A 19036-nucleotide genomic window follows, 5' to 3' on the forward strand; every position below is an offset into this window, starting at 1 on the left:
TCTCGGCCACGGCGGGTGCTGTGGGACCCATGGAGGGACGGGTGACTCGGATGTGGCACGGGTTTGGTCGGCGGCTGCCCACCGAAGGTAGCCGCTGATGTCCGGCAGCCGTACCGGACGTCCTCCGGTTCCACGGACCGTCCGCGCGCCCGCCGCCCCCCGGCCGCCGCGCGAGAATCCCTTCGTACGGTTCTCCACGCGCGCGAAGAGGGCCTGGGACCGGCCGCTGACGGCGTACTACCTCATCCTCGGCGGCAGCCTGCTGATCACCGTGCTGGGCCTGGTGATGGTCTACTCGGCCTCGCAGATCACCGCCCTGCAGATGTCCCTGCCGGGGTCGTACTTCTTCCGCAAACAGATGCTGGCCGCCGTCATCGGCGCGGTGCTGCTGTACGTCGCCACCCGGATGCCCGTGAAGCTGCACCGGGCGCTGGCCTACCCTATCCTGGCGGGTGCCGTCTTCCTGATGGCCCTTGTGCAAGTGCCGGGGGTGGGGCTGGCCGTCAACGGCAACCAGAACTGGATCGCGCTCGGGGGCTCCTTCCAGATCCAGCCCAGCGAGTTCGGCAAGCTCGCCCTGGTGCTGTGGGGCGCCGATCTGCTCGCCCGCAAGCAGGAGCGGAACCTGCTCGCGCAGTGGAAGCACATGCTGGTCCCGCTGGTGCCGATGGCGTTCCTGCTGCTCGGCCTGATCATGCTCGGCGGCGACATGGGCACCGCGATCATCCTCACCGCGATCCTGTTCGGCCTGTTGTGGCTGGCGGGCGCCCCGACCCGGCTGTTCGTCGGGGTGCTGACGGTCGCCGCGGTGCTCGGCACGATCCTCATCCAGAGCAGCTCCAACCGGTTGGGCCGGTTCCGCTGCATCGGCGCCACCGAGATGGGCCCCGACGGCTCCTGCTGGCAGGCCGTGCACGGGATCTACGCCCTCGCCTCCGGCGGACTCTTCGGTTCCGGGCTCGGCGCGAGTGTGGAAAAATGGGGTCAACTCCCCGAAGCGCACACCGACTTCATCTTCGCCGTCACCGGTGAGGAACTGGGCCTGGCAGGGACGCTGTCGGTGCTCGCCCTCTTCGCCGCTCTAGGCTATGCGGGTATCCGCGTGGCCGGACGCACGGAGGACCCCTTCGTGAGGTATGCCGCGGGAGGCGTGACCACCTGGATCACGGCCCAGGCCGTGATCAACATCGGTGCGGTGCTCGGCCTGCTGCCGATCGCCGGTGTCCCCCTCCCGCTGTTCTCCTATGGGGGGTCCGCCCTGCTGCCGACCATGTTCGCCATCGGGTTGCTGATCGCCTTCGCGCGCGACGAGCCCGCTGCGCGGGCGGCGCTTGCGATGCGGCAACCCCGCTTTGGTAGAAAGCGGGGGGCTGGGGGTACTGCGTCGAATCGGAGTCCCCGGAGTTGGAACACGATGCGACGGCGCGCCACGGCGCGCTCGTCCGGAGAGCGGTGAATTTCGGTGCATGTCGTACTCGCTGGTGGGGGGACCGCCGGCCACATCGAGCCCGCGCTCGCCCTCGCGGACGCCCTGCGCAGGCAGGACCCGACGGTGGGGATCACGGCCCTGGGCACGGAGCGCGGCCTGGAGACCCGGCTCGTCCCGGAGCGGGGCTATGAGCTGGCGCTGATCCCCGCCGTACCGCTGCCGCGCAAGCCCACTCCCGAGCTGATCACCGTCCCGGGCCGGCTGCGCGGCACGATCAAGGCGGCCGAGCAGATCCTGGAGCGCACCAAGGCGGACGCGGTGGTCGGTTTCGGTGGCTATGTCGCCCTGCCCGGCTACCTCGCCGCCAAGCGGCTCGGCGTGCCGATCGTGATCCACGAGGCGAACGCCCGCCCCGGTCTCGCCAACAAGATCGGCTCCCGGTACGCCGCCCAGGTCGCCGTCTCCACCCCGGACAGCAAGCTCCGCGGCGCCCGCTACATCGGCATCCCGCTGCGCCGCTCCATCGCCACCCTCGACCGGGCCGCCGCCCGCCCCGAGGCCCGGCACATGTTCGGCCTCGACCCCAACCTGCCCACGCTGCTGGTCTCCGGCGGCTCGCAGGGCGCCCGCCGCCTCAACGAGGTGGTCCAGCAGGTTGCGCCCTACCTCCAGCAGGCCGGGATCCAGATCCTGCACGCGGTCGGCCCGAAGAACGAACTGCCGCAGGTGCACCAGATGCCGGGAATGCCCCCCTATATCCCGGTAAGTTACCTGGACCGGATGGACCTCGCGTACGCCGCGGCCGACATGATGCTCTGCCGCGCGGGCGCGATGACCGTCGCCGAACTCTCCGCCGTCGGGCTCCCGGCCGCCTACGTCCCGCTGCCCATCGGCAACGGCGAACAGCGGCTGAACGCCCAGCCGGTGGTCAAGGCCGGCGGCGGACTGCTGGTCGACGACGCGGAACTCACCCCTGAGTGGGTGCAGCAGAACGTCCTGCCCGTGCTCGCCGACCCGCACAGGCTGTACGAGATGTCCCGCGCCGCCAGTGAGTTCGGCCGCCGGGACGCCGACGAACTCCTCGTCGGCATGGTGTACGAGGCGATCGCCGCCCACCGTGCACAGCGTTAGGCACGTTTGAACGGAAGGCAGGGAGCGTGGCCGGACCGACCACCGCCGAGCGCGGTGCACGCCAGCAGGAGTCGTCCGGCCCGCCCCTCGTCCGGAGGTTGAGGCGGCCCCGGCTTCGTACGATCATCATCCTTGCGATTGTCCTGATTCTTCTCGGCACCGGTGTCGGCTGGCTGTTGTACGGCTCGCAGTGGACGCGCGTGGAGCGCGTGACCGTCTCCGGAACCCGTGTTCTGACGTCCGCGCAGGTGCGCGAGGCCGCCGATGTGCCGGTCGGATCGCCGCTGATTTCCGTCGACACCGACGGGATTGAGGCACGACTGCGTCGGAAATTGCCCCGAATTGATGCGGTTCAGGTAGTCCGTTCCTGGCCTCATGGAATCGGCCTGAAAGTGACCGAGCGGACCCCGGTTCTGCTCGTCGAAAAGGGCACGAAGTTTGTGGAAGTGGACGACGAAGGTGTCCGGTTCGCCACGGTTTCTGAGGCCCCGAAAGGCGTTCCGCTCCTCGAATTGACGGTGTCCCGGACGGGTTCGGCGGCGCCCAGCCACCGCCGCTTCGGCGAGAGCCGACTGGTGCGAGAGGCGGTCCGGGTCGCCGGTGCCGTTCCGGCCGCCGTCGCCGGCCAGACCCGGGTCGTCAAAGTCCGTTCCTACGACGACATCTCACTGGAGTTGAGCGGCGGACGCACCGTCGCGTGGGGGAGCAGTGAGAAGGGGCGTGCGAAGGCCCGTACGCTCACCGCTCTCATGAAAGCCGCCCCCGGCGCCCGGCACTTCGATGTCAGCGTTCCCACCGCGCCTGCGTCATCAGGGAGTTGACGCACATCCGCGCAGGCCAGCACCCTGGTTGGGCAGCGCTACGCCTGATCACATAGGGTGAAAAGAAAAACGGGAGGTTCGGCGTGTTCGTTGAACGTGCGCCACTTGTCGACTTAGTGTCCTGTTCAGAAGACTCCAGGGAACAGACACACTGGTAACCCTAAACTTCAGCGTTAGGGTTCGGGTCGGCGATACGGACCGTCCCATTCGGCATCAGTCGTCGGACCGCGGGGCACCGCGAGACGACGGCACGTAATTCGAGGCGAGAGGCCTTCGACGTGGCAGCACCGCAGAACTACCTCGCAGTCATCAAGGTCATCGGTGTCGGCGGCGGTGGTGTCAATGCCATCAACCGGATGATCGAGGTCGGTCTCAAGGGTGTCGAGTTCATCGCCATCAACACCGACGCACAGGCGCTGTTGATGAGCGACGCCGACGTCAAGCTCGACGTGGGCCGCGAACTCACCCGCGGACTCGGCGCCGGAGCCAACCCGGCCGTCGGCCGCAAGGCCGCCGAGGACCACCGCGAGGAGATCGAGGAGGTCCTCAAGGGGGCCGACATGGTCTTCGTGACGGCCGGTGAAGGCGGCGGCACCGGCACCGGCGGCGCGCCCGTCGTGGCCAACATCGCACGCTCCCTCGGCGCGCTCACCATCGGCGTGGTGACGCGCCCGTTCACCTTCGAGGGACGGCGCCGCGCCAATCAGGCCGAGGACGGCATCGCCGAACTCCGCGAAGAGGTCGACACCCTCATCGTCATCCCGAACGACCGGCTGCTGTCCATCTCGGACCGCCAGGTCTCCGTCCTCGACGCCTTCAAGTCGGCCGACCAGGTCCTGCTCTCCGGTGTCCAGGGCATCACCGACCTCATCACCACCCCCGGCCTCATCAACCTCGACTTCGCCGACGTCAAGTCGGTCATGTCCGAGGCCGGTTCGGCCCTCATGGGCATCGGCTCGGCCCGCGGCGACGACCGTGCGGTGGCCGCGGCCGAGATGGCGATCTCCTCGCCGCTGCTCGAGGCGTCCATCGACGGCGCCCGGGGCGTGCTGCTCTCCATCTCCGGCGGCTCCGACCTCGGCCTGTTCGAGATCAACGAGGCCGCCCAGCTGGTCAGCGAGGCCGCCCACCCCGAGGCCAACATCATCTTCGGCGCGGTCATCGACGACGCGCTCGGCGACGAGGTCCGGGTCACCGTGATCGCCGCCGGCTTCGACGGGGGCCAGCCCCCGGCCCGCCGGGACAACGTCCTCGGCTCGTCCTCCGCCAAGCGCGAGGAGCCGGCTCCGGTACGGCAGACCGAGAGCCGCCCGTCCTTCGGCGCCCTCGGCAGCGTCAAGCCGAAGGAGGAGCCGGAGCCCGCGCCCGAGCCGGTGAGCGAGATCCAGGCGCCGCCGCCGGTCCCGCCGTCGCGCAGCTACGCGGACAGCGCGGCCGAGGAACTGGACGTACCGGACTTCCTGAAGTGATAGGACAGCGCGACACCGTGAACGGCGCGCACTTCGCCTTCACCGACCGGTGGGGCGGGGTGAGCGCCGTTCCGTACGAGGAGCTCAACCTCGGCGGGGCGGTCGGTGACGACCCCGGCGCGGTGCGGACCAATCGTGAGCTGGCCGCCAAGTCCCTGGGGCTGGACGCCGAGCGGGTCGTCTGGATGAACCAGGTGCACGGCGACGACGTGGCCGTGGTCGACGGACCCTGGGACTCCGCCGCGCCGATCCCATCGGTCGACGCGATCGTGACCCGGCGCCGCGGCCTCGCCCTCGCCGTCCTCACCGCCGACTGCGTGCCGGTCCTGCTCGCCGACCCCGTCGCCGGGGTCGCCGCCGCGGCGCACGCGGGCCGGCCCGGCATGGTCGCCGGCGTCGTTCCCGCCGCGCTACGCGCGATGATGGAACTGGGTGCCGAACCGGACCGGATCGTGGCCCGCACCGGACCCGCCGTGTGCGGCCGGTGCTACGAGGTGCCGGAGGCGATGCGCGCCGAGGTGGCCGCCGTCGAGCCGGAGGCGTACGCCGAGACGAGTTGGGGCACGCCCGCGGTCGACGTGGCCGCCGGCGTGCACGCGCAGCTCGCCCGGCTCGGGGTGCGCGACCTGGCGCAGTCGCCGGTGTGCACGCTGGAGTCGGGCGACCACTTCTCGTACCGCCGCGACCGCACCACCGGCCGGCTCGCGGGCTATGTGTGGCTGGACTGATGGGACATGACGGACCGTAAGGACGAACTCGCCAGGAATCTGGCACAGGTCGAGGAGCGCATCGCCGCCGCGTGCGCGGCCGCCGGGCGGCGGCGCGAGGAGGTGACCCTGATCGTGGTCACCAAGACCTATCCCGCGGCCGATGTGCGGATCCTGTCGGAGCTCGGTGTGCGTCATGTCGCCGAGAACCGCGACCAGGACGCGGCACCGAAGGCCACGGAGTGCTCGGATCTGCCCCTTACGTGGCACTTCGTCGGCCAGTTGCAGACCAACAAGGTGCGTTCCGTGGTCGGTTACGCGGATGTCGTACAGTCCGTTGATCGTTCCAGGCTTGTCACGGCTCTGTCCAAGGAGGCCGTGCGCGCCGGGCGCGAGGTGGGATGCCTGATCCAGGTCGCGCTCGACGCGGGCGAGAGCGCGAGAGGGGAGCGGGGTGGCGTGTCGCCGAGCGGAATCGGTGAGTTGGCGGATCTCGTGGCCGGCGCTCCGGGGCTGCGGCTGGACGGGCTGATGACCGTCGCGCCGCTCACCGGGGAGTACGCGGGACGCGAACTGGCGGCGTTCGAGCGGATGATGGATTTGTCGACTGACCTGCGCAGGACCCATCCGGCTGCCACCATGGTCTCGGCAGGGATGAGCGCGGACCTCGAACAGGCCGTGGCCGCCGGAGCGACACATGTGCGCGTCGGCACTGCGGTACTCGGAGTCCGCCCCAGGCTCGGGTAACGTCGCCAAGAAGTCGGACTACAGCAGAAAATATGGTCATTGCCGTCGAAGGGCGGGCGTAACGACCTCGTGGATCGCGGGCACTTGGCAGTCGTCGATCCACCACAGAGCGGAGGACTCAGAGCATGGCCGGCGCGATGCGCAAGATGGCGGTCTACCTCGGCCTCGTGGAGGACGATGGGTACGACGGCCGGGGATTCGACCCCGACGACGACTTCGAACCCGAACTCGACCCGGAACCCGAACGGGACCACCGGCGGCACGACTCGTCGCACCAGTCCCACGGTGCACATCAGTCCCAAAGGGACGAACCGGTACGAGTGGTGCAGCCTCCGGCGCCCCGCGAGCCGGTCGGTCACTCCGCTTCGCTACCCGCGGAATCCGGACGTCCGGCGCGCATCGCGCCCGTGGCATCCATCACACAAGAACGCGCAAGCCTGGAGAAGAACGCACCGGTGATCATGCCCAAGGTTGTGTCGGAACGAGAGCCGTACCGGATCACCACACTTCACCCGCGGACCTACAACGAGGCCCGTACCATCGGGGAACACTTCCGTGAAGGCACTCCGGTGATCATGAACTTGACTGAGATGGATGACACAGATGCCAAGCGACTTGTCGACTTTGCGGCGGGTTTGGTGTTTGGTCTTCACGGCAGTATCGAGCGGGTGACGCAGAAGGTGTTCCTGTTGTCTCCTGCTAACGTCGATGTCACGGCGGAGGACAAGGCCCGCATCGCAGAGGGCGGGTTCTTCAACCAGAGCTGAGACGCACGACCGGAAACAGCAGTACAAGCATCACCGAGCAGTACCCAGAGCACGGATCAGGGGAGAGGGAAGCAAGGGTCATGAGCGTGGTCCTGGACGTCGTTTACATCGCGCTGATGTGCTTCCTCATCGTGCTCATCTTCCGGTTGGTCATGGACTACGTCTTCCAGTTCGCCCGCTCATGGCAACCCGGCAAGGCGATGGTGGTCGTTCTGGAGGCCACCTACACTGTCACTGATCCACCGCTCAAGCTTCTGCGGCGGTTCATCCCGCCGCTGCGTCTCGGGGGCGTGGCGCTCGACCTGTCCTTCTTCGTACTGATGATCATCGTCTACATCCTGATCTCGATCGTGAGCCGGCTGTGAGCGATGTGAACTACGGTCTTGCCGAATGCCGACGACTACGTTGAGGTGAAGAGATGCCGTTGACCCCCGAGGACGTGCGGAACAAGCAGTTCACGACCGTCCGCCTCCGAGAAGGCTATGACGAGGACGAGGTCGATGCCTTCCTCGATGAGGTCGAAGCCGAGCTGACCCGCCTCCTCCGCGAGAACGAGGACCTGCGCGCCAAGCTGGCCGCGGCCACCCGCGCCGCCGCCCAGAACCAGCAGAACATGCGCAAGCCCCCGGAGGGACAGGACCAGCAGCAGGGTATGCCCCAGCAAGGTGGTATGCCCCAGCAGGGCATGCCGCAGCAGGGCATGCGCGGTCCCGGCGCTCCCGTACCCGCCGGCATATCGGGCCCGCCGCAGCAGCAGATGGGTGGCCCCATGGGTGGCCCGCCCCAGCTGCCGAGCGGTGCGCCGCAGCTGCCCGCCGGTCCCGGCGGTCAGGGTCCGCAGGGTCCCGGCCCGATGGGTCAGGGTCCGATGGGCCAGGGGCCGATGCAGGGCCAGATGGGCCCCGGTCCCATGGGCGGTCCGATGGGTGGTCCCGGTATGCCCGGTCAGGGCCCCGGGGGCGACAGCGCCGCGCGCGTTCTGTCGCTGGCCCAGCAGACCGCCGACCAGGCGATCGCGGAGGCCCGTTCCGAGGCCAACAAGATCGTCGGTGAGGCTCGTTCGCGCGCCGAGGGCCTGGAGCGGGACGCCCGCGCCAAGGCCGACGCGCTGGAGCGGGACGCCCAGGAGAAGCACCGCGTCGCGATGGGCTCGCTGGAGTCCGCCCGCGCCACGCTGGAGCGCAAGGTCGAGGACCTGCGCGGCTTCGAGCGGGAGTACCGCACGCGCCTGAAGTCCTACCTGGAGTCGCAGCTGCGTCAGCTGGAGACCCAGGCGGACGACTCGCTCGCCCCGCCGCGCACTCCGGCGACCGCGTCCCTCCCGCCGTCCCCGGCGCCCTCCATGGCCCCGGCCGGCGCGAGCGCCCCGTCGTACGGCGGCGGCCAGACGATGGGTGGCGGCCCCTCGCCGTCCGGCCCGTCCTACGGCAGCCAGCAGCAGATGTCCCCGGCGATGACCCAGCCGATGGCTCCGGTACGGCCGCAGGGCCCGTCGCCGATGGGTCAGGCTCCCTCGCCCATGCGTGGGTTCCTCATCGACGAGGACGACAACTGACGGTCCGTAGTACGGCGTAGACGTCGGCAGCGTTCATAGGGCGGGGCCCCGGATTTCGAGTCCGGGGCCCCGCCCTTTTGCTACGCGTGTTCACGGCTTTTGCCGCGTGCGTTCGGGTGTGGGCGCAGTTGTGTGGGTGTACGCAACGCCGAAGGCCCGGGTCCACCAAGATTTTTTGGTGAACCCGGGCCTTCGGGCGGGTGTTACGCCTTGCGCAGGCGGAACGTCAGCGTCAGAGGCTCGTCCGCGAACGGGGAGCCGTAGCTGTCGTCCGCCTCGCCCTGGGCGAAGTCCGTTGCCAGGACCTCGTCGGCGATCAGCGTGGCGTGGTCGCTGAGGGCGGCGATCGTCGCCGGGTCCGTCGCCGTCCAGCGCAGCGCGATGCGGTCGGCGACGTCGAGGCCGCTGTTCTTGCGGGCCTCCTGGATCAGACGGATCGCGTCACGGGCGAGGCCCGCGCGGCGCAGTTCCTCCGTGATCTCCAGGTCCAGGGCGACCGTGGCACCCGAGTCCGAGGCCACCGACCAGCCCTCACGCGGGGTTTCCGTGATGATGACCTCGTCCGGGGCCAGGGTGATCGTCTCGCCGTCGACCTCCACCGACGCCGTGCCCTCGCGCAGGGCGAGGGACAGTGCGGCCGCGTCGGCGTTCGCGATGGCCTTGGCGACGTCCTGGACGCGCTTGCCGAACCGCTTGCCCAGCGCACGGAAGTTGGCCTTGGCCGTCGTGTCGACCAGAGAGCCGCCGACCTCGCTCAGCGACGCGAGCGACTCGACGTTCAACTCCTCCGTGATCTGCGTGTGCAGTTCCGGGGAGAGGACGTCGAACCCGGTCGCGGCGATCAGCGCCCGCTTGAGCGGCTGACGCGTCTTGACGCCCGACTCCGCGCGCGTGGCCCGGCCCAGCTCCACCAGGCGGCGCACCAGCACCATCTGCTTCGACAGCTCCGGGTCGATGGCGGTCAGATCCGCCTCCGGCCAGGAGGACAGATGCACCGACTCCGGCGCCCCGGGCGTGACCGGCACGATCAGGTCCTGCCAGACCCGCTCGGTGATGAACGGGGTGAGCGGGGCCATCAGCTTCGTGACCGTCTCGACGACCTCGTGCAGGGTGCGCAGCGCCGCCTTGTCGCCCTGCCAGAAGCGGCGCCGGGAGCGGCGTACGTACCAGTTCGACAGATCGTCGACGAACGCCGACAGCAGCTTTCCGGCGCGCTGGGTGTCGTACGCCTCCAGGGACTGGGTCACCTGGTCGGTCAGCGCGTGCAGTTCGGACAGCAGCCAGCGGTCGAGCAGCGGGCGCTCGGCCGGGGCCGGGTCGGCCTCGGACGGGGCCCAGTTCGACGTGCGCGCGTACAGGGCCTGGAAGGCGACCGTGTTCCAGTAGGTCAGGAGCGTCTTGCGGACGACCTCCTGGATGGTGCCGTGGCCGACGCGGCGGGCCGCCCACGGGGAGCCGCCGGCCGCCATGAACCAGCGGACCGCGTCGGCGCCGTGCTGGTCCATGAGCGGGATCGGCTGGAGGATGTTGCCCAGGTGCTTGGACATCTTCCGGCCGTCCTCGGCGAGGATGTGGCCGAGGCAGACCACGTTCTCGTACGACGACTTGTCGAAGACGAGGGTGCCGACGGCCATCAGCGTGTAGAACCAGCCGCGGGTCTGGTCGATGGCCTCGCTGATGAACTGCGCGGGGTAGCGGGACTCGAAGAGTTCCTTGTTCTTGTACGGGTAGCCCCACTGCGCGAACGGCATCGAACCCGAGTCGTACCAGGCGTCGATGACCTCCGGCACGCGCGTGGCCGTCTTCTGGCACTGCGGGCAGGCGAAGGTGACCTCGTCGATGAACGGGCGGTGCGGGTCGAGGCCGGACTGGTCCGTGCCGGTCAGCTCGGTGAGCTCGGCGCGGGAGCCGACGACCGTGAGGTGGTCGTCCTCGCAGCGCCAGATCGGCAGCGGGGTGCCCCAGTAGCGGTTGCGGGACAGGGCCCAGTCGATGTTGTTGTTGAGCCAGTCGCCGTAGCGGCCGTGCTTGACCGTGTCCGGGTACCAGTTGGTCCGCTCGTTCTCCTGAAGGAGGCGGTCCTTGATGGCCGTCGTGCGGATGTACCAGGACGGCTGCGCGTAGTAGAGCAGCGCCGTGTGGCAGCGCCAGCAGTGCGGGTAGCTGTGCTCGTACGGCAGGTGCTTGAAGAGCAGGCCGCGGTTGCCGAGGTCCTCGGTGAGCTTTTCGTCGGCCTTCTTGAAGAAGGCGCCGCCGACGAGGGGGAGGTCCTCCTCGAAGGTGCCGTCCGGGCGGACCGGGTTCACGACCGGCAGGCCGTACGCGCGGCAGACCTTCAGGTCGTCCTCACCGAAGGCGGGGGACTGGTGGACCAGGCCGGTGCCGTCCTCGGTGGTGACGTAGTCGGCGTTGACGATGAAATGGGCCGGGGCCGGGAACTCGACCAGCTCGAAGGGGCGCTGGTACGTCCAGCGCTCCATCTCGGCGCCGGTGAAGGTCTGGCCGGTGGTCGTCCAGCCCTCGCCGAGCGCCTTCTCGACCAGCGGTTCGGCGACGACGAGCTTCTCCTCGCCGTTGGTCGCGACGACGTAGGTGACCTCGGGGTGGGCGGCGACGGCCGTGTTCGAGACCAGGGTCCACGGGGTGGTCGTCCACACCAGGAGGGCGGCCTCGCCGGCGAGGGGGCCGGAGGTGAGGGGGAAGCGGACGTAGACGGAAGGGTCGACGACCGTCTCGTAGCCCTGGGCCAGCTCGTGGTCGGACAGGCCGGTGCCGCAGCGGGGGCACCAGGGGGCGACGCGGTGGTCCTGGACGAGGAGGCCCTTGTTGAAGATCTCCTTCAGTGACCACCAGACCGACTCGATGTACTCGGGCTCCATGGTCACGTACGCCTCGTCGAGGTCGACCCAGTAGCCCATGCGGGTCGTCAGCTCGGAGAAGGCGTCGGTGTGGCGGAGCACGGACTCGCGGCACTTGGCGTTGAACTCGGCGATGCCGTACGCCTCGATGTCCTTCTTGCCGGAGAAGCCCAGCTCCTTCTCCACCGCCAGCTCCACGGGGAGGCCGTGGCAGTCCCAGCCGGCCTTGCGGGCCACGTGGTAGCCACGCATGGTGCGGAAGCGGGGGAAGACGTCCTTGAAGACGCGGGCCTCGATGTGGTGGGCGCCCGGCATGCCGTTCGCGGTGGGCGGGCCCTCGTAGAACACCCACTCCGGGCGGCCCTCGGACTGCTCCAGGCTCTTGGCGAAGATCTTCTGCTCGCGCCAGAAGTCGAGCACGGCGTGCTCAAGGGCGGGCAGGTCGACCTGGGCGGGCACCTGGCGGTACGTCGGCGTTGTCATCTGCGAGCTTCCTCCGGCGGACTTGCTGCCTTCCGTCCGGAGGGACGAGAGCTTCGTCTTTCTTTACGCCGCTTTCGGCGCGCTCCCGCGGTACCACCCTCCTTGGCTCGCCGACGCACTGTGGTGCCTCGATGAGCCCCCTCATTGGGGTCGCGATGCCGGTTCTACTCACCCGGGATCTTGCGCTGGGCTTTCTTCCGGCGGCTCCGGGGTGATCTTCACGTCGCGCTCGCCCCCGGGCTTCCACCGTCCCCGGGTCGCTCTGGGCTGCGTACGCCGCTACTCGTCCCCATCCACGCTTCTCGCTCCGCCCAGTGTACGGCGCCGGGCGGACAGGGGCCGACCGGATTTCTGCGGACCGGATTTCTGGCGGGGGCTGGGGGTGGTGGGGGTGGGTGTGATATGACCCGATTGGTCAGCTATATGACTTCGGATCCTATGATGTCGGGCTCGACGGATTACCTGGCGGGGAGCTGGGCACAACGCATGCATGCCGGCCGCGTGGCGGCCGCGGGGCGGGCGATTCGGGCGGCGTGCCCCGTTGCCGCGGGACTCGAGTCGATTTATCGTCCCAGCACGATTCGCGTGCAAGATCACAATATGTGAAGGGGCCGCGGCCATGGTGGCGAAGAAGACCGCCGTACAGCAGTCGGCGTCCGGCAGGTCCACGAGCGCCTCGGGCGGGGCGGCGAGCGCGTCCGGTGGGGCGGCCATGGGGGCGGGTGGGGAGACGAGCGCGCGGGGGGTGGTGGCGGGCGTGAGTGGCTCCGGTGGGGCGGCTGAGGGTGCGGGTGGGAAGAAGAACGCGCAGGCGGTGGCGGCGGGCGTGAGTGGCTCCGGTGGGGCGGCTAAGGGTGGGGGCGGGAAGAAGAGCACGCAGGGGGCGGCGGCGGGCGCGAGCGCCTCCGGCGGGGTGGCGAGCCAGTCCGGTGGTGCGGCTAAGGGTGCGGGCGGGAAGAAGAGCGCGCAGGGGGTGGCGTCGGCCGCGAAGCGTGCGGTGGGCAAGGCCGTGAAGCGGGTGCGGGGGGCGACCGCCGAGAAGGCGGGTGGGGCGCGGGCGGCGCCTGCGGAGACGGAGGCGGCCAGGGGGCGGGTTTCCGCGGGGGTGGGGGGTGGGAAGGGTACGGCTTCGGCGGGGGCGGCCGGTGAGAAGGGTACGGCTTCGGCGGGGGCGGCCGGTGAGAAGGGGGCCGCGGGGAAGGGTGCGACCAAGAAGGGGGCGGGGAAGAAGGCGGCGGCCAAGGAGGCGGGCGGCGGGAGGACTGCCGTGAAGGCGGCGGCTAAGGAGGCTGCGGCTAAGGAGAGGGGCGGCGGGAAGATCGCCGTGAAGGCTGCGGCCAAGGAGAGGGGCGGCGGGAAGACTGCCGTGAAGGCTGCGGCCAAGGAGGTTGCGGCCAAGAAGGCGCCGGGTGCCGGTGTGGCTGCCAAGAAGGCGGCTGCCAAGAAGTCCGCCGTCAAGGAGGAGGCTGCCGGGAAGAGGGCGGTGAAAAAGGTGCCGGGCAAGACGGGGGCACCGGAGGCAGCGCTACCCGAGAAAGTTGCCGCTGGGAAGGAGGCCACCGAGAAGCGGGCCGTGAAGAAAGCGCCGGCCAAGAAAGCGCCGGTCAAGCAGGCGCCGGTCGAGAAGACGGTGGCGGGAGAGGCGGCGGCTGGCAAGCGGGCGGCGAAGAAGGCTGCGGCCAGGAAGTCCGCCGCCAAGAAGACGGCTGCGGCCAAGCCGGCGGTGGCCGAGGAGACGGTGGGGCCCAAGGAAGCGGTGGCCAAGAAGACCGCTGCTGAGAAGGCTGCCGCCAAGAAGACAGCCGCCAAGAAGGCTGCGGCATCGAAGGAAGCCGTGGCAAAGAAGGCTGCGGCCAAGAAGGCTGCGGCCAAAGAGGCGGCGGTACCTGCGCAGGCGGGGGTTGAGGAGACCAGCGCTGAGGAGGCGGCGCCGGCCAAGAAGGCTGTGGCTAAGAAGGCTGTGGCTAAGAAGGCGGCGGCCAAGAAGGCTGCGGCCAAGGAGACGGCGGTACCTGAGCAGGCGGGGGTTGAGGAGACCGTCGCCGAGGAGATGGCGCCGGCCAAGAAGACAGCGTCGGCCACGAAGGCCGCGGCCAAGAAGACGGCCGCAGCCGAGCACGCGGAGGTTGAGGAGCCCGCCGCCGAGGAGATGGCGCTGGCCAAGAAGACTGCGTCGGCCAAGAAGGTCGCGGCCAAAAAGACGGCCGCAGCCGAGCGCGCGGTGGTTCAGGAGACCGTCGCCGAGCAGACGGCGTCGGCCACGAAGGCCGCGGCCAAGAAGACTGCGTCGGCCAAGAAAGCCGCGGCCAAAAAGACGGCCGCAGCCGAGCGTGCGGCGGCTGAGGAGACCGTCGCCGAGGAGACGGCGTCGGCCACGAAGGCCGCCGCCAAGGAGATGGCAGTGGCCGAGCGCGCGGCGGATGAGGAGACCGTCGTCAAGAAGGCCGCCTCCAGGAAGACGGCGGCATCCAAGCGAGGCGCGGGTGAGGAGGCCGTTGCCAAGGAGACGGCGGGCGTCGAAGCGGGCGTCGGTGAGGAAGCCGTGGGCGTCGGGGCGGCGGCGGTCGTTGTTGGGGAGCGGGAGCGCGCCCTGGAGGGGGCGGGCCGGCGGAGTACGGGCAAGAAGGTGGGCGCGGCGCAGGCCGCGAAGCAGACGGGAGCCACGACGGTGGTTGCGAAGAAGACCCCTGGGCAGGCCACGGCGGCGAAGACCGCCGTCCCCAAGGCACGGGTCGCCGCGGCGGAGCCGGGCGATCTCGCGGTGCGCCCCGGTGAGGACCCCTGGACCCCGGAAGAGGTCGCGGAGGCCCGCGGGGAGCTGACGTCCGAGATGGAGCGGCTCAGCGCCGAGATCGCCAACGCGGAGACGTCCCTCGCCGGCCTCATGCGGGACTCCGGCGACGGCGCGGGCGACGACCAGGCCGACACCGGCGCCAAGAACATCACCCGCGAGCACGAGCTGGCCCTCGCCGCCAACGCCCGCGAGATGCTCACCCAGACCGAGCACGCCCTGCAACGCCTGGACGCCGGCACGTACGGCCTCTGCGAGAACTGCGGCAACCCCATCGGCAAGGCCCGTATGCAGGCCTTCCCCCGCGCCACCCTCTGCGTCGAGTGCAAGCAGAAGCAGGAGCGCCGTTACTGACCCGGCCGAGCAGGTGCGCGGTCCCCGGCGTGCCGTACCCTCGTGCTCAGTCAGGCACCTAGGTTGAGGGACTCACGTGGCAGAGGCGGAGCGCATCATCGGTATGCCGGGCACCCCGGACGCGGCGCGGGCCGAGCAGGAGCGGCCCGGCGACGACGCCGCGCCGCAGGAACGGTCCGGCGCCGAGGCGGCACAGACCCCGGCCGACGGCCCCGGCACGGACGAGCCGGACGCCCCGGCCGAGCGGCCCCGGGGCAAGCGCCGGATCGCCGTGCTGTTCGCGGTCGCCGGTTTCGCGTACGCCCTCGACCTGATCAGCAAGATGATCGTGGTCGCCAAGCTGGAGCACCACGAGCCGATCGAGGTCATCGGGGACTGGCTGCGCTTCGAGGCGATCCGCAACGCGGGCGCCGCCTTCGGCTTCGGCGAGGCCTTCACCGTGATCTTCACGGTGATCGCCGCTGCGGTGATCGTGGTGATCGCCCGGCTCGCCCGCAAGCTGTACAGCCTGCCCTGGGCGATCGCCCTCGGCCTGCTGCTCGGCGGTGCGCTCGGCAACCTCACCGACCGGATCTTCCGCTCCCCGGGCGTCTTCGAGGGCGCGGTCGTCGACTTCATCGCGCCCAAGCACTTCGCCGTGTTCAACCTCGCCGACTCGGCGATCGTGTGCGGCGGCATCCTGATCGTGCTGCTGTCCTTCAAGGGCCTCGACCCGGACGGGACCGTCCACAAGGACTGATCACAGCGACTGATCACAAGGGCTGATCAACAGCCTCCGGTCAGTGGTGTCGGACCCGTCCGGCATACTCGACGGGTGAGCACGATTCCCGAGATCCGTACCCTGCCCGTGCCGGACGGCCTGGAGGGCGAGCGCGTCGACGCCGCCATCTCCCGCATGTTCGGCTTCTCCCGTACCAAGGCCGCGGAGCTCGCCGCGGCGGGCAAGGTGCTGGTCGACGGCACGACGGTCGGCAAGTCCGAGCGGGTGCGCGGCGGCGCCTGGCTGGAGGTCGAGATGCCGCAGGCGGCCCCGCCGGTGCAGGTGGTGGCCGAGCCGGTCGAGGGCATGGAGATCGTGCACGACGACGAGGACGTGGTCGTCATCGTCAAGCCGGTCGGCGTGGCCGCACACCCGAGTCCGGGATGGACCGGACCGACGGTCATCGGCGGCCTGGCGGCGGCCGGGTACCGGATCTCCACGTCCGGCGCCGCCGAGCGCCAGGGCATCGTGCACCGGCTCGACGTCGGTACGTCGGGTCTGATGGTGGTCGCCAAGTCCGAGCGCGCGTACACCTCGCTCAAGCGGCAGTTCAAGCAGCGCACGGTCGACAAGCGGTACCACACCCTCGTCCAGGGCCACCCCGACCCCACCAGCGGCACCATCGACGCGCCCATCGGCCGCCACCCCAACCACGACTACAAGTGGGCGGTCACGGCCGACGGCAAGCCGTCCGTCACGCACTACGACCTGATCGAGGCGTTCCGCGCGGCCTCCCTCCTCGACGTCAAGCTGGAGACGGGCCGCACCCACCAGATCCGCGTCCACATGGCCGCCCACCGCCACCCCTGCGTGGGCGACCTGACGTACGGCGCCGACCCGACCCTCGCCAAGCGGCTCCGCCTGACCCGGCAGTGGCTGCACGCCGTACGGCTGGGCTTCGAGCACCCCGGCGACGGTGAGTGGGTGGAGTTCGCCTGCGACTACCCGGACGATCTGCAGAGCGCGTTGGACAAGGTGCGCGAGGAGACCTACGGATGAGCCCCGGGTACGTCGTGCGGGTCGCCGAGGAGACGGCCGACCGCGAGGCGTGTTTCGCCGTACGCAAGGAGGTCTTCGTCGCCGAGCAGGGCGTACCGGAGGATGTCGAGTACGACGCGTACGACGCCGGCGCGCTGCATGTGCTGGCCGTGCGGGATGACGGCGTGCCGCTCGGGACCGGGCGGCTGCTGTACGGCGCCGCGGCGGCCGGCAAGACCGGGGGTGATCCGTCGGTCGGGTCGCTCGGGCGCCTCGCGGTGACCCGGGAGGCGCGCGGACTCGGTGTCGGGGGCGCGCTGGTGCGGGCCATCGAGGACGCGGCACGCGCGCGTGGGCTGTCGGCGGTCGATCTGCACGCGCAGACGCATGCGCTGGGGTTCTACGAGCGGTTGGGGTACGTGGCGTACGGGCCGGAGTTCCCCGACGCGGGGATACCGCACAGGGCGATGCGGCGTTCGCTCTAGCGGGGGGGGGGTGACCGTTCAGCGGGTGGCTCGCAGACCGTCCAGAGCTCGGAGCGCTGACCGTGGATCAGTTGGCCCTGTTGTTCGTGCTGTTGCTCGGGGCCGTGGTGAGTGTCCCGGTCGGGGATCGGCTGCGGTTGCCGGCGCCGGTGTTGATGACGTTGCTGGGCATCGTACTCGCGCTGCTCGACTTCGTACCGAATGTCGGTATTCCGCCTGACCTGATCCTGCCGCTGCTGTTGCCGCCGCTGCTCTATGCCGCCGTACGGCGCACGTCCTGGCGGCAGTTCGCGGCCAATGTCCGGCCGATCTTTCTGCTGGCCGTGGCGTTGGTGTTCGTCACCATGGTGTGTGTGGCCGCCGTCGCCCACGCGATCGTGCCGGGGTTGCCGATCGCCGCCGCCGTGGCGCTGGGGGCGCTGGTCGCGCCGCCCGATCCGGTCGCGGCGACCGCCGTCGCGGGGCAGTTGGGGCTGCCGCGGCGGCTGGTGTCGATCCTGGAGGGCGAGGGGCTCTTCAACGACGTGACGGCCATCGTGCTGTACCACGTGGCGATCGCGGCGGCGGTGAGCGGGACGTTCTCGCCGTGGGAGGCCGGTGGCGAGCTGGTGTTGTCCGCCGTGGTCGCGGTGGCCGTGGGGCTCGCGCTCGGCTGGGGTGCGAACAGGCTGATGGACGTGCTCGGGGACGCGACGCTGCAGATCAGTCTGACGCTGCTGGTGCCGTACGCCTCCTATGTGCTGGCCGAGGAACTGCACGGGTCCGGGGTGCTCGCCGTGCTCACCACGGCGTTGTTCCTCGCCGAGTACGCGAGTGATCCCGACGACGTGATGACGCGGCTCGCCGGACACACCTTCTGGGACATCGTCGACACGCTGGTCACCGGGGTCGCGTTCGGGCTGATCGGGCTGGAGCTGCACAACGCGATCCGGACGGCGTCCGGGCGGTGGGGTGAGCTGCTGGGGTGGTCGGCGGCGATCGTGGGGGTCGTCGTAGTGGTGCGGCTGGTGTGGTTGATGCCGGCCACATGGCTCACCAAGCGGTTGCATGCCAGGCGGGACTACGACGAGGAGATCCCGACGAGCTGGCGCGAGACCGTGGTGATGTGGTGGTCGGGGATGCGGGGGGTCGCGTCCGTGGCGCTGGCGTTGGCGATTCCGCTGGAGACGGCGGGCGGGGAGGCCTTTCCGCACCGGGACGAGATCGTGTTCGTGGCGTTCGGAGTGATCATGGCGACGCTGGTGGTGCAGGGGCTGAGCCTGCCGTGGCTGGTACGGCGGTTGGGGGTGCGGGCGGACACTGCGCGGGAGAAGGAGTTCGAGCGGGCGCTGGCGGTGCGGGCCGCGAAGGCGGCCAAGCGGAGGTTGCGGGAGATCGAGGAGGTGGAGGAGTTGCCGGACGAGGTGTCCGAGCGGATGTTGCGGAGGGCGTTCGACATTGGGTGGCGGATCAGTCCGGAGCTGGCGGAGGGTGAGCGGCGGGAGGGGCATCGGGAGCGGGTGCGGCGGGTGCGTCGGTTGCGGCGGATCGAGGGGGAGATGCTGAGTGCGGCGCGGCATGAGGTGTTGGCCGCGCGGAGTGAGGTGGGGGCTGATCCGGAGGTGGTGGATCGGGTGTTGCGGCAGCTGGATGTGCGCAGCTTGCGGTGAGTGGGGGTTGGTTCTCCCACCCGCGCACCGCCCGTTTCCAGTTGGGCAAGAA

15 protein-coding genes and 1 pseudogene are annotated in these 19036 nt (G+C 70.0%); 15 read left to right on the plus strand and 1 reads right to left on the minus strand.

From position 1 onward, the window contains the following. Positions 1-97 precede the first annotated feature (97 nt). From ftsW to SSP24_RS08445, 9 genes are all read left to right on the plus strand, one after another. Entirely contained in the window at positions 98-1456 is a 1359-nt protein-coding gene (gene ftsW, locus SSP24_RS08405) for a putative lipid II flippase FtsW (RefSeq protein WP_141308469.1), read from the plus strand. Positions 1457-1462: 6 nt separating this feature from the next. Beyond that, positions 1463-2560 (plus strand): undecaprenyldiphospho-muramoylpentapeptide beta-N-acetylglucosaminyltransferase, encoded by a 1098-nt coding sequence (gene murG, locus SSP24_RS08410; RefSeq protein ID WP_141308471.1) that lies wholly within the window; start codon positions 1463-1465, stop codon positions 2558-2560. Positions 2561-2586: 26 nt separating this feature from the next. Then, on the plus strand, positions 2587-3381 hold the full coding sequence (locus tag SSP24_RS08415) for a cell division protein FtsQ/DivIB (protein ID WP_141308473.1): 795 nt from the start codon (positions 2587-2589) through the stop codon (positions 3379-3381). Between the two features lie 278 nt (positions 3382-3659). Next, positions 3660-4850 carry a cell division protein FtsZ gene (gene ftsZ, locus SSP24_RS08420; RefSeq protein WP_141308475.1) on the plus strand — a complete coding sequence of 397 codons (1191 nt, stop codon included), beginning with the start codon at positions 3660-3662 and terminating at the stop codon, positions 4848-4850. Next, the gene (pgeF, locus tag SSP24_RS08425) at positions 4847-5578 is read left to right on the plus strand and encodes a peptidoglycan editing factor PgeF (RefSeq protein ID WP_141308477.1); all 732 of its coding nucleotides are present in this window, start codon (positions 4847-4849) and stop codon (positions 5576-5578) included. Before ftsZ ends, pgeF begins: the two co-directional genes overlap by 4 nt. A 6-nt stretch (positions 5579-5584) precedes the next feature. Next, a complete protein-coding gene (locus SSP24_RS08430) occupies positions 5585-6304 on the plus strand; it encodes a YggS family pyridoxal phosphate-dependent enzyme (protein ID WP_141308479.1) in 720 nt (239 codons plus the stop codon). A gap of 125 nt (positions 6305-6429) precedes the next feature. Further along, positions 6430-7071 carry a cell division protein SepF gene (locus SSP24_RS08435; protein ID WP_141308481.1) on the plus strand — a complete coding sequence of 214 codons (642 nt, stop codon included), beginning with the start codon at positions 6430-6432 and terminating at the stop codon, positions 7069-7071. 80 nt (positions 7072-7151) lie between these two features. Then, positions 7152-7436 (plus strand): YggT family protein, encoded by a 285-nt coding sequence (locus tag SSP24_RS08440; RefSeq protein WP_007448661.1) that lies wholly within the window; start codon positions 7152-7154, stop codon positions 7434-7436. 53 nt (positions 7437-7489) lie between these two features. Next, positions 7490-8626, plus strand: coding sequence for a DivIVA domain-containing protein (locus tag SSP24_RS08445; RefSeq protein WP_141308483.1), 1137 nt, complete (start codon positions 7490-7492; stop codon positions 8624-8626). 203 nt (positions 8627-8829) lie between these two features. Here the strand turns inward: SSP24_RS08445 and ileS are convergent, their stop codons facing one another. Further along, positions 8830-11967 (minus strand): isoleucine--tRNA ligase, encoded by a 3138-nt coding sequence (ileS, locus tag SSP24_RS08450; RefSeq protein WP_141308485.1) that lies wholly within the window; start codon positions 11965-11967, stop codon positions 8830-8832. Positions 11968-12679: 712 nt separating this feature from the next. On the opposite strand from ileS, the pseudogene SSP24_RS45555 reads away from it, so the two are divergent. From SSP24_RS45555 to SSP24_RS08485, 6 genes and pseudogenes are all read left to right on the plus strand, one after another. Beyond that, a pseudogene (locus tag SSP24_RS45555) lies at positions 12680-13711 on the plus strand (hypothetical protein); the annotation flags it as partial. 306 nt (positions 13712-14017) lie between these two features. Next, positions 14018-15112 carry a TraR/DksA family transcriptional regulator gene (locus SSP24_RS45560; RefSeq protein ID WP_141308944.1) on the plus strand — a complete coding sequence of 365 codons (1095 nt, stop codon included), beginning with the start codon at positions 14018-14020 and terminating at the stop codon, positions 15110-15112. A 76-nt stretch (positions 15113-15188) separates the two neighbouring features. Next, entirely contained in the window at positions 15189-15851 is a 663-nt protein-coding gene (gene lspA / locus SSP24_RS08470; RefSeq protein ID WP_141308487.1) for a signal peptidase II, read from the plus strand. 75 nt (positions 15852-15926) lie between these two features. Next, positions 15927-16871 carry an RluA family pseudouridine synthase gene (locus SSP24_RS08475; RefSeq protein ID WP_141308488.1) on the plus strand — a complete coding sequence of 315 codons (945 nt, stop codon included), beginning with the start codon at positions 15927-15929 and terminating at the stop codon, positions 16869-16871. After that, positions 16868-17335, plus strand: a complete 468-nt coding sequence (locus tag SSP24_RS08480) for a GNAT family N-acetyltransferase (RefSeq protein WP_141308491.1) — start codon at positions 16868-16870, stop codon at positions 17333-17335. The genes SSP24_RS08475 and SSP24_RS08480 overlap by 4 nt, the downstream gene beginning before the upstream one ends. A 62-nt stretch (positions 17336-17397) precedes the next feature. Continuing rightward, positions 17398-18984, plus strand: a complete 1587-nt coding sequence (locus SSP24_RS08485) for a Na+/H+ antiporter (protein ID WP_141308493.1) — start codon at positions 17398-17400, stop codon at positions 18982-18984. The last annotated feature ends 52 nt before the right edge of the window (positions 18985-19036 follow it).

The organism is Streptomyces spinoverrucosus, assembly GCF_006539505.1.
In the GTDB taxonomy this organism is placed as follows: Bacteria; Actinomycetota; Actinomycetes; order Streptomycetales; family Streptomycetaceae; genus Streptomyces; species Streptomyces spinoverrucosus.

What these genes read in the sequence shown, in the direction of transcription:
- SSP24_RS08480 (WP_141308491.1), top strand. Translation starts at nt 16,868, where the DNA reads ATGAGCCCCGGGTACGTCGTGCGGGTCGCCGAGGAGACGGCCGACCGC.
- SSP24_RS08440 (WP_007448661.1), top strand. Translation starts at nt 7,152, where the DNA reads ATGAGCGTGGTCCTGGACGTCGTTTACATCGCGCTGATGTGCTTCCTC.
- ileS (WP_141308485.1), bottom strand. Translation starts at nt 11,967, where the DNA reads ATGACAACGCCGACGTACCGCCAGGTGCCCGCCCAGGTCGACCTGCCC.
- SSP24_RS08435 (WP_141308481.1), top strand. Translation starts at nt 6,430, where the DNA reads ATGGCCGGCGCGATGCGCAAGATGGCGGTCTACCTCGGCCTCGTGGAG.
- SSP24_RS45560 (WP_141308944.1), top strand. Translation starts at nt 14,018, where the DNA reads ATGGCGCCGGCCAAGAAGACAGCGTCGGCCACGAAGGCCGCGGCCAAG.
- SSP24_RS08445 (WP_141308483.1), top strand. Translation starts at nt 7,490, where the DNA reads ATGCCGTTGACCCCCGAGGACGTGCGGAACAAGCAGTTCACGACCGTC.
- ftsW (WP_141308469.1), top strand. Translation starts at nt 98, where the DNA reads ATGTCCGGCAGCCGTACCGGACGTCCTCCGGTTCCACGGACCGTCCGC.
- SSP24_RS08430 (WP_141308479.1), top strand. Translation starts at nt 5,585, where the DNA reads ATGACGGACCGTAAGGACGAACTCGCCAGGAATCTGGCACAGGTCGAG.